The 13414-nt window shown below is 66.6% G+C and carries 14 protein-coding genes; 10 read left to right on the top strand and 4 right to left on the bottom strand.

Annotated features, from left to right (window positions below):
- Positions 1-35: 35 nt before the first annotated feature.
- Both AB0N05_RS17230 and nudC read left to right on the top strand, forming a co-directional pair.
- Positions 36-1094 carry a potassium channel family protein gene (locus AB0N05_RS17230; protein WP_364694304.1) on the top strand — a complete coding sequence of 353 codons (1059 nt, stop codon included), beginning with the start codon at positions 36-38 and terminating at the stop codon, positions 1092-1094.
- Between the two features lie 49 nt (positions 1095-1143).
- Complete coding sequence (gene nudC / locus AB0N05_RS17225) at positions 1144-2049, top strand: NAD(+) diphosphatase (protein WP_364694301.1); 906 nt, start codon at positions 1144-1146, stop codon at positions 2047-2049.
- 66 nt (positions 2050-2115) lie between these two features.
- Here the strand turns inward: nudC and AB0N05_RS17220 are convergent, their stop codons facing one another.
- Positions 2116-2367, bottom strand: coding sequence for a mycoredoxin (locus AB0N05_RS17220; protein WP_364694298.1), 252 nt, complete (start codon positions 2365-2367; stop codon positions 2116-2118).
- A gap of 75 nt (positions 2368-2442) precedes the next feature.
- Between AB0N05_RS17220 and AB0N05_RS17215 the strand changes: the two genes are divergently transcribed.
- Genes AB0N05_RS17215 through AB0N05_RS17205 form a run of 3 tightly spaced genes read left to right on the top strand, consistent with a single transcriptional unit; the run spans position 2443 to position 3925 of the window.
- Positions 2443-2862: a hypothetical protein gene (locus AB0N05_RS17215; RefSeq protein WP_364694295.1), complete on the top strand. Its 420-nt coding sequence runs from the start codon at positions 2443-2445 to the stop codon at positions 2860-2862.
- Positions 2859-3284 carry an EVE domain-containing protein gene (locus tag AB0N05_RS17210; protein ID WP_364694292.1) on the top strand — a complete coding sequence of 142 codons (426 nt, stop codon included), beginning with the start codon at positions 2859-2861 and terminating at the stop codon, positions 3282-3284. The genes AB0N05_RS17215 and AB0N05_RS17210 overlap by 4 nt, the downstream gene beginning before the upstream one ends.
- On the top strand, positions 3281-3925 hold the full coding sequence (locus AB0N05_RS17205) for a MarR family transcriptional regulator (protein WP_364694289.1): 645 nt from the start codon (positions 3281-3283) through the stop codon (positions 3923-3925). Before AB0N05_RS17210 ends, AB0N05_RS17205 begins: the two co-directional genes overlap by 4 nt.
- A 336-nt stretch (positions 3926-4261) precedes the next feature.
- Here AB0N05_RS17205 and AB0N05_RS17200 read toward each other — a convergent pair whose 3' ends face one another.
- Positions 4262-5512 (bottom strand): low temperature requirement protein A, encoded by a 1251-nt coding sequence (locus AB0N05_RS17200; RefSeq protein ID WP_364694286.1) that lies wholly within the window; start codon positions 5510-5512, stop codon positions 4262-4264.
- Between the two features lie 117 nt (positions 5513-5629).
- Between AB0N05_RS17200 and AB0N05_RS17195 the strand changes: the two genes are divergently transcribed.
- The 3 genes from AB0N05_RS17195 (at position 5630) to AB0N05_RS17185 (ending at position 8778) form a co-directional block, all read left to right on the top strand.
- Complete coding sequence (locus tag AB0N05_RS17195; RefSeq protein WP_364694283.1) at positions 5630-7768, top strand: ATP-dependent DNA helicase UvrD2; 2139 nt, start codon at positions 5630-5632, stop codon at positions 7766-7768.
- Between the two features lie 172 nt (positions 7769-7940).
- On the top strand, positions 7941-8306 hold the full coding sequence (locus AB0N05_RS17190; RefSeq protein ID WP_364694280.1) for a hypothetical protein: 366 nt from the start codon (positions 7941-7943) through the stop codon (positions 8304-8306).
- Between the two features lie 184 nt (positions 8307-8490).
- A complete protein-coding gene (locus AB0N05_RS17185; protein ID WP_364694637.1) occupies positions 8491-8778 on the top strand; it encodes a WhiB family transcriptional regulator in 288 nt (95 codons plus the stop codon).
- Positions 8779-8875: 97 nt separating this feature from the next.
- Here AB0N05_RS17185 and AB0N05_RS17180 read toward each other — a convergent pair whose 3' ends face one another.
- On the bottom strand, positions 8876-9475 hold the full coding sequence (locus tag AB0N05_RS17180; protein ID WP_364694277.1) for a helix-turn-helix transcriptional regulator: 600 nt from the start codon (positions 9473-9475) through the stop codon (positions 8876-8878).
- A gap of 135 nt (positions 9476-9610) precedes the next feature.
- Between AB0N05_RS17180 and AB0N05_RS17175 the strand changes: the two genes are divergently transcribed.
- Positions 9611-10720: an aryl-sulfate sulfotransferase gene (locus tag AB0N05_RS17175; protein WP_364694274.1), complete on the top strand. Its 1110-nt coding sequence runs from the start codon at positions 9611-9613 to the stop codon at positions 10718-10720.
- Positions 10717-12063: a solute carrier family 23 protein gene (locus tag AB0N05_RS17170; RefSeq protein WP_364694271.1), complete on the top strand. Its 1347-nt coding sequence runs from the start codon at positions 10717-10719 to the stop codon at positions 12061-12063. The genes AB0N05_RS17175 and AB0N05_RS17170 overlap by 4 nt, the downstream gene beginning before the upstream one ends.
- Here AB0N05_RS17170 and AB0N05_RS17165 read toward each other — a convergent pair.
- On the bottom strand, positions 12014-13396 hold the full coding sequence (locus tag AB0N05_RS17165) for an AarF/UbiB family protein (protein WP_364694634.1): 1383 nt from the start codon (positions 13394-13396) through the stop codon (positions 12014-12016). The genes AB0N05_RS17170 and AB0N05_RS17165 overlap by 50 nt on opposite strands.
- Positions 13397-13414: the final 18 nt, after the last annotated feature.

The raw sequence follows: 13414 nt of genomic DNA, 5'->3' as shown, positions 1-13414 counted from the left end.
AGCGTTTGACTTCACTGAAATGTCCGGTGATTCGCATGTTCGGTGATTCATCACGAGGGTTGGCCAAGCTGACCGACCGGCCGGACTTCGCACTGGTCGGGGTTCTGCGTGTGCCGACCGCGCAATCCAGTCCTTGGACCGCGCTGGCCCGGCGACTGCTGTTGGCGGTGCTGTTGCTGGCCGTTGCCACCGGGGTGGTGTACTTCGGCCGCAACGGCTATCACGACAATGCCCGCGAGGAGATGTCGCTACTGGACGCGGCCTACTACGCGACGGTGTCGCTCTCCACCACCGGCTACGGCGACATCACTCCGGTGACATCGGAGGCGCGGCTGGTCAATATTCTCGTCGTCACGCCGCTGCGGATCCTCTTCCTCATCGTGTTGGTCGGCACCACCCTGTCGGTGCTGACCGAACGGTCCCGGCAGGCTTTCAAGATTCAGCGATGGAGGCACAGCGTGCGTAATCACACCGTGGTCGTCGGCTATGGCACCAAGGGCCGCACCGCGGTCGACGCCATGCTCGGCGACGGCGTCCAGCCCAGCGACATAGTCGTGGTCGACACCGACCCGCAGGTGCTGGAGACCGCCGCCAATGCGGGCTTGGTCACGGTGCAGGGCTCGGCCACGCGCTCGGATGTGCTGCGGCTGGCCGGAGTTCAGCGCGCCTCGGCCATCGTGATCGCCCCCAATCGCGATGACACCGCCGTGCTCGTCACCCTGACCGCGCGTGAGATCAACCCCAAGGCACGGATTTCCGCCGCCGTCCGCGAGGCCGAGAACACCCATCTCCTACGCCAGTCCGGCGCGGATTCGGTGGTCGTTTCCTCCGAGACCGCGGGCCGCCTGCTCGGCATCGCCACCACCACCCCCAGCGTGGTCGACATGATCGAAGACCTGCTCACTCCGGAAGCCGGTTTCGCCATCGCCGAACGCGAGGTGGAGCAGGAGGAAGTCGGCGGCTCCCCTCGCCACCTGCGCGACATCGTCCTGGGCGTGGTGCGCGGCGGCACCCTCATTCGCGTTGGGGAACCCGAAGTGGATGCCCTCGAATCCTCCGACAAACTCCTCTATCTCCGCCACGTGCAGCCCTGACCCCGCGTTGCCGCCGAGGCGCGGCGGGCCGTCCGGCTAGTCTCGATCTGTGTCTGAGTTTCAGCTGAATGCGGTCCCGGTGCTGTCCCGTTCCACGCTCCATCGAGCGGAACACCTCCGCGCGGATGAGCAGGCCCTGAAAGAGGGCTGGGCGCAAGCCAAGTTGCTGCGCATGAACAAGCGCGGTCAGGTGCGCGTCGACGGCAATACGGTGGTGCTGGAGGAGGCGATCAGCCTCGCCTCCGAACGCGCAGCCGAAGCCGTGTTCCTGGGCGTCGACGGCGACACCCACCTGTGGGCGGTGCGCGACAACGACATCGAAGGCAACCTGGCCGACCTGCGCGCCTTCGGCACCACCCTCGAACTCGACGATTTCGGCACCGGCGTGCTCTCCACCGCCATCGCCCTGCTGAACTGGCACGACAAGGCCCACTTCAGCTCCGGTGACGGCACCCCGACCGTGGCCACGAATGGCGGCTGGTCCCGCACCAGCGAGGCTGGCCATGAGGAATTCCCGCGCATCGATCCCGCCATCATCTGCCTCGTCCACGATGGCGGAGACCGCGTCCTGCTCGCCCGTCAGCACACCTGGCCGAAGGGCCTGTTCTCGCTGCTGGCCGGATTCGTGGAGGCGGGCGAATCCCTGGAGCGCTGCGTCGAACGCGAGCTGAAGGAAGAGGTCGGTCTCGATGTCACCGATATCCGCTACCTGGGCAGTCAGCCCTGGCCGTTCCCGCGTTCGCTCATGCTGGGTTTCTCGGCGGTCGCGGATCCGGAGCGGACGGTGACCTTCCATGACGGCGAGATCGCCGAGGCCTACTGGTTCACCCGTGCCGAGGTGCGCGCGGCGCTGGCGGCCGGGTCGTGGGGGAGTGACCCCGATGCCCGCCTGCTGCTGCCGGGCTCCATCTCGATCGCCCGCACCATTGTCGAATCCTGGGCTGCCGAAGGCTGATCCGGACAGCAATAAGCCGCGCACTCGGTAGCTACCGGTGCGCGGCTTTCTTTATTCGAGACTGGCTCAGCCGAGGGCGGCGAGCGCCTGCTTCACCTGCGCGAGGCTCGGATTGGTGGCGGTGGAGCCATCGCGATACTTCAGCGTCGGCACCACGTGATTGCCATTGTTGACACTGCCGACGAACTCGGCGGCCTCGGGATGGTCTTCGATATCGATCACCTCGTAGGTGATCCCGGCCTCGTCGAGCTGGGTCCGGAGCCGGCGGCAGTAGCCGCACCAGGTGGTCGAGTACATGGTCAGGTCGGTTGCAGTCACGGATCGTGCAACGCCCTCTCTGCTGATCGTGTTCCCGGGGTTGACGGGTACATAGTATGCGCGCATACTAAATCTATGAACATCATCGCCACCGCAACCGCCACTTCCACCGCAGCTCCCGAGGCCTTTTTCGGCAAATGGGCCGATATGGCCACCTGGCCCGAATGGAACCAGGACACCGAATGGGTGAAGCTCGACGGCCCGTTCGTTCAGGGCGCGACCGGCACCCTCAAGCCGAAGGGCGGCCCGAAGGTCGGGTTCGTCGTGGAGAAGCTCACCGACACCGAATTCGTGGACGTGTCCAAGCTCATCGGCGCCCGCCTGACCTTCGCCCACCAGGTCGCCACCGGTGACCGCACCACGGTCTCCGTGCAGGTCGGCATTGACGGCCCGCTGCGCTGGTTCTGGACCAAGATCATGGGAGCCGATTTGGCCAAGTCCGCCCAGCCCGACCTGACCGCGCTGGTCGCCGCCGCCGAGGCGGTGCGGGCATGAGCGGCAAATACTGGCTGGCCGTCGTCTCCCGCGACCACGTACACCGCGGCATGGAACTCGGTATCGCCCAGGCCAATCACGGCAAACGCGCCGCAATGGAACGCATGCGAGCGGGCGACGGCCTCGTCTACTACTCGCCCAGAACCGGCATGCGAGAAGGCGACCCAATCAAGGCTTTCACCGCCCTCGCCACCATCGACGACCGCCCCGCCTGGCAAGCCGAAGACCAAGGCGGCTGCTTCCGCCCTTGGCGACGCGCCGTCACCTACGACCCCGCCGCCCGCCAAACCCCCATCGACGACCTCCGCGCCGACCTCGACCTCACCAGCACCCCCAACTGGGGCATCGTCCTACGCCGCGGCCTGATCGAACTGACCGCCCACGATTACGCCATCATCTCCCGAGCTATGGTCGGCCGGTGACCGCCCACCATGCCGCCGAGGAAAGCGCCACACCCGAGCAAAGCGCCGGATCCGAACATTCCGACACCGCCGCGGGATTGGCGACCGGATCCGAACATTCCGACACCGCCGCGGGATTGGCAACCGGATCCGAACATTCCGACACCGCCCCGGGATTGGCAACCGGATCCGAACCCTCCGACGCCGCCTCGGGATTGGCGACCGGCTACGAGCACGCCGACGAAAGCCCCGGCCTCTTGCTCTGGCAGGTGACCAACCGCTGGCAGGCGGCCATCCGCGCCGCCCTAGCCCCCTTCGACCTCACCCACGTCCAATTCGTCCTCCTAGCCTCCCTGACCTACCTCACCGGCAAATCGGGCGGCGCCCCCGTCATGCAACGCGACCTAGCCACCCAAGCCGCCACCGACCCCATGATGACCTCCCAGGTCCTACGCACCCTCGAACAAAAAGGCCTCCTGGAACGCCGAGGCCACCCCACCGACCGCCGCGCCAAATCCCTGATCCCCACCAAAGCCGGTGCAGCCCTAGCCAACCGCGCAGTAGTAGCAGTCGAATCCTGCGACAAAGCCTTCTTCGCCCCCCTATCCACCCAAACCCCCCAATTCACCACAGCCCTCCGCCGCCTCCGCGACCGCGCCTGACGAACCGCCGCAAGTGCGCCCGTATTCGACGGTGGAGGACATCTACTGCCGCACAGCTCCGAGGCACGGAGGACTCTTCGCGAATCGCGCCGCCTCGGCATTCGGTGAGGGAGCAGTGGTTGCGGGTGACACGCTGATTCGACGCCATGAGTGCTCCCTGACCTTGTGAGCCTTCAGGATTCGGGGTTTCGAAGGCGGAGGGCACCTGCCGCCGCACAGCTCCGAGAGCCCGAGGACTCTTCGCGAGCCGCGCCGCCACGGCATTCGGTGAGGGAGCAGTGGTGGCGGAAAATGTCCGGATTCCGCGCCGCCATCGCTCCTTGATCTTGTTGCGCTTCAGGATTCGCGGTGGGGAGTGCGGTGGGGGCGGGCGGGGCGGGAGTTGGTGCGCCACTTGCCTGCTGACCAGGTCTCCCATAGCAGCGGCCAGAGGACCAGGGCGGTCAGGCCGCACACGATTGGGAGTGCGCCGAGGTGGGGGCTGGCCGCGCCGAGGATTACGGCTATGAGTGCGCAGGGGAGGGGCCAGATCAGTGTCCAGCGCCAGCCTGCGCCGCTGCGTGCGCCGGCGAGGGCGGTGATCAGGAAATAGGCTGCGGCACCACCGCAGAGCGCCCAGCCGATGCCGGTGGTCAGGTGGCCTTCGGCGTGGTCGATGGCCAGGCCCAGGCCTGCGGCGAGGGTGGCGATCGCGCCGGTGAGGCCGCAGTGGCCGAGCATGATGTGCTGCCAGGGAAGGCTTCTGGGCAAATCGGTCTCGCCCATGAGGCGCGGCACGAATCCGTACATGAGGGTCAGCGCCCACAGCCCGGCGAGAATCACGAAGGCCGCGAACCCGAGCCCCAGTACCTTCGCATCCCAGGCGACGCCGCCCACGGCATTGATGACCGCGATGATGCCCTCGCCGAGCACGATGATCACGTACAGGCCGAGCCGTTCCCCGAGGTGCGCCGGATCGGCGCGCAGGGCCTTGTATTTCGGCACCCGATCGGGATCGATAGTGATCTTGCGGCTCAACTGCTCCAGCCGGTTGTCGAGTCGCTTCTGCGCGTTCTCGAGGAACAGTTCGCCGCTGACCGCGAACATCACCCACAGATCGATCGCCATACCGGCCGCCCACAGCCAATACTTCCCCGGCTCACCCACCCACAGTGACACGACCCACGGCAGCGTTCCGGCGCCGAGCTGCACGGTCGGCCAGTCGACCACGATCCGCCCGCGCCCGAAGATCTGATCCGACCCGATCCGCACGATCACGAAAATGGCCGCGAACGCCGTCGCATGCCGTTCCGGAATCCCCGCGACCGCCGCCGCCATCACCCCCAGCCCGAGCATGGCCGCCAGCATGAACGGCAGCTTCGTGTGATCCCGCGCGATATTCCCGTACATCGTGATGCTCGCCCAAACCATCCAAAAGGCCAGGTACAGCACCACATACAGCCCAAAATCCCCCAGCGACGGGCCTCGATGCAACAGATGCGTCAACTGCCCGATTCCCGCGACCGCCACGAGGTCGAAGAACAACTCCATCCAACTCGCATGCCGCTCATGGGTGGCATTGCCCTCGGCAGACGTCTCATTCACCACCGGGGCACGCTATCCCGCCCACGCACCTCCCGCTCGCAGGCCGCGTGGCGGCGATTCGGCGGGGCGGCGCGCCGTGGGTGGGGTGGGGTGTCGGGGGGCACTGTCATGATGGTGCGCGTGACTGCCGCGACGACCAAGGCTGGGCTTCGGCTCGACGGGCTCGATGCTGAGCAGACGGCGGCCGTGCGGGCTCCGCGCGGGCCGGTGTGTGTGCTGGCGGGGGCGGGGACGGGTAAGACGCGGACGATTACGCATCGGATCGCGCATTTGGTGTCGGCTGGGCATGTTCGGGCTGATCAAGTGTTGGCGGTGACGTTCACGGCGCGGGCCGCGGGGGAGATGCGGAATCGGCTGCGGGCGCTGGGGCTGGGGGGTGAGGCCGGGCAGGTGCAGGCCCGTACCTTCCATGCCGCGGCATTGCGGCAGCTCAAATACTTCTGGCCGCAGGTGGTCGGGGATGTGCCGTGGCGGTTGATCGATCGCAAGTTCCCGATTGTGGCGCAGGCCGCGGGGCGTGCGGGGCTGCCCACCGATACCGATACGCTGCGCGATCTGACCAGCGAAATCGAATGGGCGAAGGGCACGCTCATCGCGCCGGAGGATTACGCGACGACCGTGGCCCGCCTGCAACGGGATGCGCCGTTCGAGGCGTCGAAGGTCGCGGCGGTGTACTCCGCGTATGAATCGCTCAAGACCACGTCTGACGGCCTGCTCCTGGACTTCGACGATCTACTGCTGCACACCGCCGCCGCGCTCGAGGACTATCAGTCCGTCGCGGACGAGTTCCGCGGCCGCTATCGCTCCTTCGTCGTCGACGAATATCAGGACGTCACTCCGCTACAACAGCGCGTGCTCGACGCCTGGCTCGGCGATCGCGACGATCTGACCGTGGTCGGCGACGCCAACCAGACCATCTACTCCTTCACCGGAGCCAGCCCGACTTTCCTGCTCGACTTCTCCCGCCGCTTCCCGGACGCCACCGTGGTGCGCCTGGAACGCGACTACCGCTCGACCCCGCAGGTCGTCTCCCTGGCGAATCGGGTGATCGGCGCGGCGCGCGGCCGCATCGCGGGCACCCGCCTGCAACTCATCGGCCAGCGCGCCGACGGCCCCGAACCGGACTTCGCCGAATACGACGACGAGCCCGCCGAGGCCGCCGCCGTCGCTCGCATCGTGAAGAAGCTCCTCGGAAACGGCACTCCCGCATCCGAAATCGCGATTCTCTACCGCATCAACGCCCAGTCCGAGGCGTACGAGCAGGCCCTCACCGAGATCGACATCCCCTACCAGGTGCGCGGCGGCGAGGGCTTCTTCGCGCGCGCCGACGTGCGCCAGGCCGTGCAGGAGCTACGCAAGGCCGCGGCCCGCGACGACCTGCCCGATGCCCGCGGCGCGGACCTGGTCACCCTGGTGCGCGCGGTGCTGGCACGCCTGGGCCTGACCAATGAGGAGCCCGTCGGCGTCCAAGCCCGCGAGCGCTGGTCCTCGCTGGTGGCGCTGGTCGCCCTCACCGAGGAACTCACCGGCCACGACGCCGAACTCGATCTCACCGGCCTGCTCCGCGAGCTGTCCGCCCGCGCCGAGGCCCGGCACCCACCGACCGTGCAGGGCGTCACCCTCGCCTCGCTGCACGCGGCCAAGGGTCTGGAGTGGGATGCGGTGTTCCTGGTCGGCCTGGCCGACGGCACCCTGCCCATCCAGCACGTACTCGGCCCGGACGGAACGGTTTCCGACGAGGCCGCTCTGGAGGAGGAACGCCGCCTGCTCTACGTCGGCGTCACCCGCGCCCGCGAGCATCTGCACTTGTCCTGGGCCCTCGCCCGTTCCGAGGGCGGGCGCAAGGTTCGCCGCCGCTCCCGTTTCCTGGTCGGCCTGGTACCCGAGGAATCACCCGCCTCGCGAATTGCCAAGCACACCACCGATCGCCGCGGCCCCAAGCGTGTGCACCCCACCTGCCGGGTCTGCGGCAAGCCGCTGCTCAATACCCAGGCCACCATGCTCGGCCGCTGTTCACGCTGCCCCGCCGATATCGATCCCGCGCTGCTCTCGGCGCTGCACGACTGGCGCAAGCTGAAGGCCGACGAGCTCAAGGTCCCGCACTTCGTGGTCTTCAGCGACACCACGCTGACCGCCATTGCCGAACAGCGCCCGGCCGATGATCGCGCCTTGGTCGCCATCCCCGGCATCGGAGCCAAGAAGTTGCAGACGTACGGGGCGGATGTCCTCGCCATCGTCCGCTCCCGCGACAACGGCTGAACGGGCTCACGCCATGGCCCTCGATGTGAACTACGCAACCCCCCAAAACCGCTGGTCAAAAATAGGTTGTGCGCATTCGTATATCTCCCTAGGGTGGTCTCATGCACTCGGGAGGACATCCCGGCGCGCATATAAACCGATCCAGCAACGAGTACAGGAGGGAGGCAGACCGATGAGCAACGCAGTGAACATCTCGATTACCGGTAGTACCGGCGATTTGGCGACGGCGAGTGCTGTGAACGTCATGTCCGCCTCCCGGGGGATCCTCGCAGCCATGCAGCAGGGGATTCGTCTGTCCCGCGTCGAGCGCGATCTTGTTCTTATGGGTTTTGCAACCAAATCCCAAGCGACAGAGCAGATCGTGATCAAGCAGGACAAGCCCAACGGCGGCTGGCACCCGGTATTCGCCTATGCGGCTACCGACGCCTTCGCAGTCGAAACCGGACACAACCCGGCAGAACTGCGGGCAGCCCGCCTCCGCCCGACCCACCCCCCAGCGACCGTGATCAGTAGTCGACACCGAAGTCGACTCAGGTAAGGGACAACTCCCAGACCTTCTGGCCACGGATCGCCTCGAAGCGAAACCGTGGCCATAGTTTTATCCCCGGCCCCTCAGCCGGCGGCACCGGTTTCGCGGAAGACAAATGCAGTACTTCCACAAGAAACGACCGCTGCACGAGCTGAAGGAGCACGACGTGTCTACCCCGGTTATCCGTGACCGCATGACATGCCGCAACACCGTGGCCCCGACTACCCGCATCCGCCGGGGAGTCACCATGTCCCTGCCTTGCCGAGACGGCAACCCTGATCTGTGGTTCGCCGAGAGCCCTGCCCAGCTGGAAGAGGCCAAGACGCTGTGCGCGGCTTGCCCCATCCGGCAGGGCTGCCTGTCCGCCGCGATCGATCGCGCTGAGCCGTGGGGTGTTTGGGGCGGTGAGATCTTCGACCAGGGTGTCGTGATCGCCCGCAAGCGCCCGCGTGGTCGCCCACGCAAGGTCGCGGTGGCATGACCGGCCTGAGCGCCGGGGGCCATGAACGCATACAACCCGCTTACCTCGTCGGTAAGCGGGTTGTTTTGCGTCTGAGGGAGATTCGCGGTGTCGCGGGTCAGGCGCGCGGCCGGTGCGGGCGGCGGCGCACGGCCATTCCGTCGGCGACCGCCACTATGAGGGTGACGGTGTCATCGGTGTGCGCCCACCAGCGGTGCTTCGTTCCCGCTGCGCAGTAGTAGGTGTCGCCGGTGGACAGGGTGATCTCCTCGTCCGAACTCGCGACCGTGATCGCGCCGCGCACCACATAGATCAATTCATCATTGTCATGGGCGAATTCGCGTTCGCCGCGGTCCTTGCCGCCGGTGAACTCGAGGGCTCGAAGGTCGCGGCCGCCGTGTACGAGGGAGCGCACCGAGCCATCGCGTTCGGCTTGGGTGAGGCCGGTGTCGTCACCGGCACGCACCACCACGTCGCTCGGCGCGGTGTCGGCCTCCGAAAGCAGTTCGGTGGCCGTGGTTTGCAAGGCGTCGGCGATCCGCTGGAGTGAACGCAGGCTGGTATTGGTCCGCCCGTTCTCCAGCTGACTGAGGAAGGACTGCGACAGCGCGGTCTGCTCGGCCAGTTGCGCGAGGGTCAGCTTGGCGGTGAGCCGCCGATGGTGCACCACATCGCCCAGCCGCTGCCAGCGTTGTCCCTGCGTCGCCTCGTTCTGCACACCCAGCCTCTCCGTCCGGCCTCATTATCGGGGCGAATGGTCTGAAACCCAGCTTTAACGTCACGGTGAACCGAAGTCTTCTCCCGTGACCCATCCTACTGAATATTCAGTATCACTGAATGTTTAGGAGATGTGGTGGAGCAGAACACGCTCAAGCGCCGGGGCACCGGACTGATCGATAGTGACCCGGAGCTGGTCTCGCCCGGCTACACGCTGTACGCGCCGCTGGCCGGGCGCGGCCTGGTGGACCTGGTGGATGTGAAGGGCGAATCGGTGCACCGGTGGAACCTGCCGCACCGCCCGGGTCGGCATGCGCGGATTCTGGCCGACGGCGTACTCGCCTACAACGGTGCGACCCTGGCGATTCCGCCGCTGTTCGCCATGTGGCGCAAGTACAGCGGCGGCTCGATGGGCAAATACGACCCGAAGGGCGTGCTGCTCAGCGAATTCCGCGACGACCTCCAGCATCATGACGCCCACCACTACGACGACGGCCGCATCCTCTACACCGCCGTCGAACCCCTGACCGGTGCCGCGGCCGCACGCGTCGAAGGCGGCGTACCGGGCACCGAAGCCGACGGCATCGTCTGGGCCGACACCATTCGCGAGGTAGCCGCCGACGGCACGCCCCTCTGGGAGTGGAAGGCGTTCGAGCACCTGAATCCCGCGGAATTCGGTCTACAGCCGCACTATTGGCGCGAACACTGGCCCTTGATCAATAGCGTGTACCCGCTCGACGAGCACACCGTCGTGGCCAGTCTGCGCAGCGTCTCGGCGGTCATCCTCATCGACCGTCGCACCGGCGAGTACACGAAGCTCGCCGATCGCTCGACCGTCGCGCAGCAGCATCACGCAACGCCGGTGGGCGACAACAAGATCCTGATCTTCGACAATGGCACCTTCCGCACCGGCGAATCCGTCACCTACAGCCGAGTGATCGAACTCGACGCGACCACCGGCGAAATCACCTGGAAATACCAGGATCCCCACCGTGAGTCCTTCTTCACCCCCTACATGGGCGGAGCCCAGCGCCTCCCCAACGGCAATACCCTCATCACCGAAGCCGCCTTCGGACGAATCTTCGAAGTGACTCCCGCGCAGCAGATTTGCTGGGAATACGTGGTGCCCTCCTTCACCGAATACCCGGACCCCGACACTGCCCAGGTCTTCCCCGGCCTCTCCAACGCCATCTTCCGCGCCTACCGCTATGCCGCCGAAGACATCCCGTGGCTGGAGGGCCGATGAGCACCGCGAACCTCGAGGCCACCACCCCGGGATCTGCTGCGGGCGTACATCCGGTGGACGAGGTGCCGCCGGTCGGGCGCATGCTGGCTGGGGCGGTGCAGCATCTGGTCGTGATGGCGGCGACGCCGATCGCTTCGGTGTTATTGATCAGTCGCAGTCTGCATCTGGATGATTCGAGTGCTCGGGCGCTCTTGAGTGCGGTGCTGCTGTGCTGTGGCGTCGGGACGATCTTGCAATCCAGTGGGCGATTCGGGCTCGGGGCGGGGCTGCCCTTCGTCATGCTGCCGGGTGGAGCGGCGGTGGTGCTGTTCATTCAGATTGCGCAGGAATCGAATCCGGCCACTGCCAGTGGGGCGGTGATCATTACGGCGGTGGCGGGGGTCGCGCTGGTGCCGGTGGCCCGGCGATTCGTGACGCGGCTGCCCGCCGTGGTGATGGCCTGCATGATCGTGGTCATCGGCGTGAATCTGGTGAAGGTGGCCGGTGGATTGATCGCCGGGTCGGGCGGGTCGACGCCGATGTGGGCGGTGGGGCTCGCGGGTGTGACCATCGGGGCGACCGTGGTGCTGCACCGGGTGCTGCCCGTGGGGTGGCGGCGCTTGTCGGTGCTGCTCGGCATGGCGGTCGGTGGAGCTGTTGCGGCCGCTATCGGGCGCTTCCATCTGCAATCCGGGTCGGCGCTGGTGCAGACGCCGGAGTTGTTTCCGTTCGGCACACCACATTTCGATCTGCTGGCGGCGGTTCCGCTGCTGGTATTCGGGCTCGGTTCGATGGCGGAAGCGACCGGGCAGACGGTCCTGAACGCGGAAGTCGTTGGCAAGCAGATCGATACCGGAGTGACGGTGGGGCGCACCATTCGCGGGGATGCGGTGTCTTCGCTGCTGTCCGGAGTGCTCGGCGGGCCGACCATGGTGACCAGTGGGGAGAATATCGGGCTCATCCGGCTCACCGATGTGCGCAGCCGCTATGTCACCGCCCTGACCGGCGTATTGCTCGCGGTGGCAGCGTTTTTCGCGCCGATCGGGCGAATCGTGAACTCGCTGCCCGGGCCGGTGGTGGGCGGGACCGCCGCCATTGCCTTCGCCATGATCATCGTGGCGGGGCTGGGCATGTTCGATCGGGTGGACCTGAGCTCGGATCGGGTGCTGATCACCGCGACGGCGGCGCTCACCGCGGGCCTGCTCCCGATCCTGACACCCGGTCTCTACCAGGCTTTCCCCGCTGACCTGCGATTGCTGCTGGGCAGCGGGGTCACCATGACGGCCTTGACCGGTGTGGTGGTCTACCTCGTGTTCAGCTGGCGGTCCGGTACTCGGAGTAGCCGGGCACCCAGTCCTGCATGAGCTTCATGAACGGCATTTCGGCGTCGAGCTGAGCACAGATGCCGATCGAGCCGCCGAGTACGCGGAAGATCATGACGTGCTCGGCGGGAAGCTGGAGGGCTCGAGCGGTTTTCATCTCCGGGGCGGAGATATCGGTGGCCTTGCCCGCCACCCGTTGCATCCAGCGGCGGGTGAAGTGGAAGGTCTCGGTCTGGATGGGATCGGTGAAGGGGCGCAGGTAATCCTGAAGCTCCTGATGGCTCACCGTCTTACCGGGGATGACCCAGCCGTGGTCGTGCATGAGGGCGGTGAGCTCGTCGAAGCGCTCCTCGACGGCCAATGCCACCATCTGCCCGAGGATCGGCGGGAAGCCATTGGGCAGCGGCGCGCACGCACCGTAGTCGATGACGGCGAGGCGGCCGTCCTCGAGCATCATGAAATTGCCGGGATGTGGGTCGGCGTGCAGCAGGCCCGCGATCGACGGTGAGCTGAAATGGAATTCACCCATCAGCCCGGCGACGCGATTGCGCAGTTCGACGGTGCCCGCCGGATCCGCATTGCCCTGCTGGATGATCTTCGAGACCGGGGTGGCATTGTCCAGCCACTCGGTGACGATCACCTTCGGCGCACTGGCCACCACCTTCGGCACCAGGAAACGCGGATGCCCGTCGAAGGCCTTGGCGAACTGCCGCTGATGCCCACCCTCGATGCGATAGTCCAGCTCTTCCTCGGTGCGCTCGCTGATTTCGGCCAGCACCGGCTTCACATCCGCGCCGGGAATCATCGCGCCGATCATGCCCGCCATGCGGTTGAGCGTCTTGAGATCGGCGCGCAGCGCGTCGTCCGCCCCCGGGTACTGCACCTTCACCGCGACAATGCGCCCATCGGACCATTCGGCCTTGTGCACCTGGCCGATGCTGGCCGAGGCGGTGGGGGAGTCGTCGAACTCCCGGAAGCGTTGCCGCCAGCCGGTTCCCAGCTGCTGATCGAGCTGCCTGTGCACGTCCTTGGCGGGCATGGGCGGCGCGGCGGCCTGCAATTTGGTGAGCGCCTCGCGGTAGTGCTCGCCGAATTCCTCCGGCACCGCGGCCTCCATGACGGACAGCGCCTGCCCGAACTTCATGGCCCCGCCCTTGAGCTCACCGAGCACCGCGAACAGCTGTTCCGCGGCCTTCTGATTCAGTTCCGCATTGATTTCCTGCTTGTCGCCCCCGGCCAGTTTGCGGCCGAATCCCACGGCCGCCCGTCCCGCGATGCCGAGTGGAATCTTGGCCAACTTGGCATTGCGGGAGGAGCGCTTGCTCACAATCTCTGACACGTTCCCATCATGCCGATGTCCCAGACGGTGCGCCATGGGAATCGGGTGTTCTCG

Source organism: Nocardia sp. NPDC051030, assembly GCF_040683015.1.
Classification (GTDB): Bacteria; Actinomycetota; Actinomycetes; order Mycobacteriales; family Mycobacteriaceae; genus Nocardia.
Note: the sequence above shows the minus strand (reverse complement) of the source record. Positions and strands in the feature narration are given on the sequence as shown.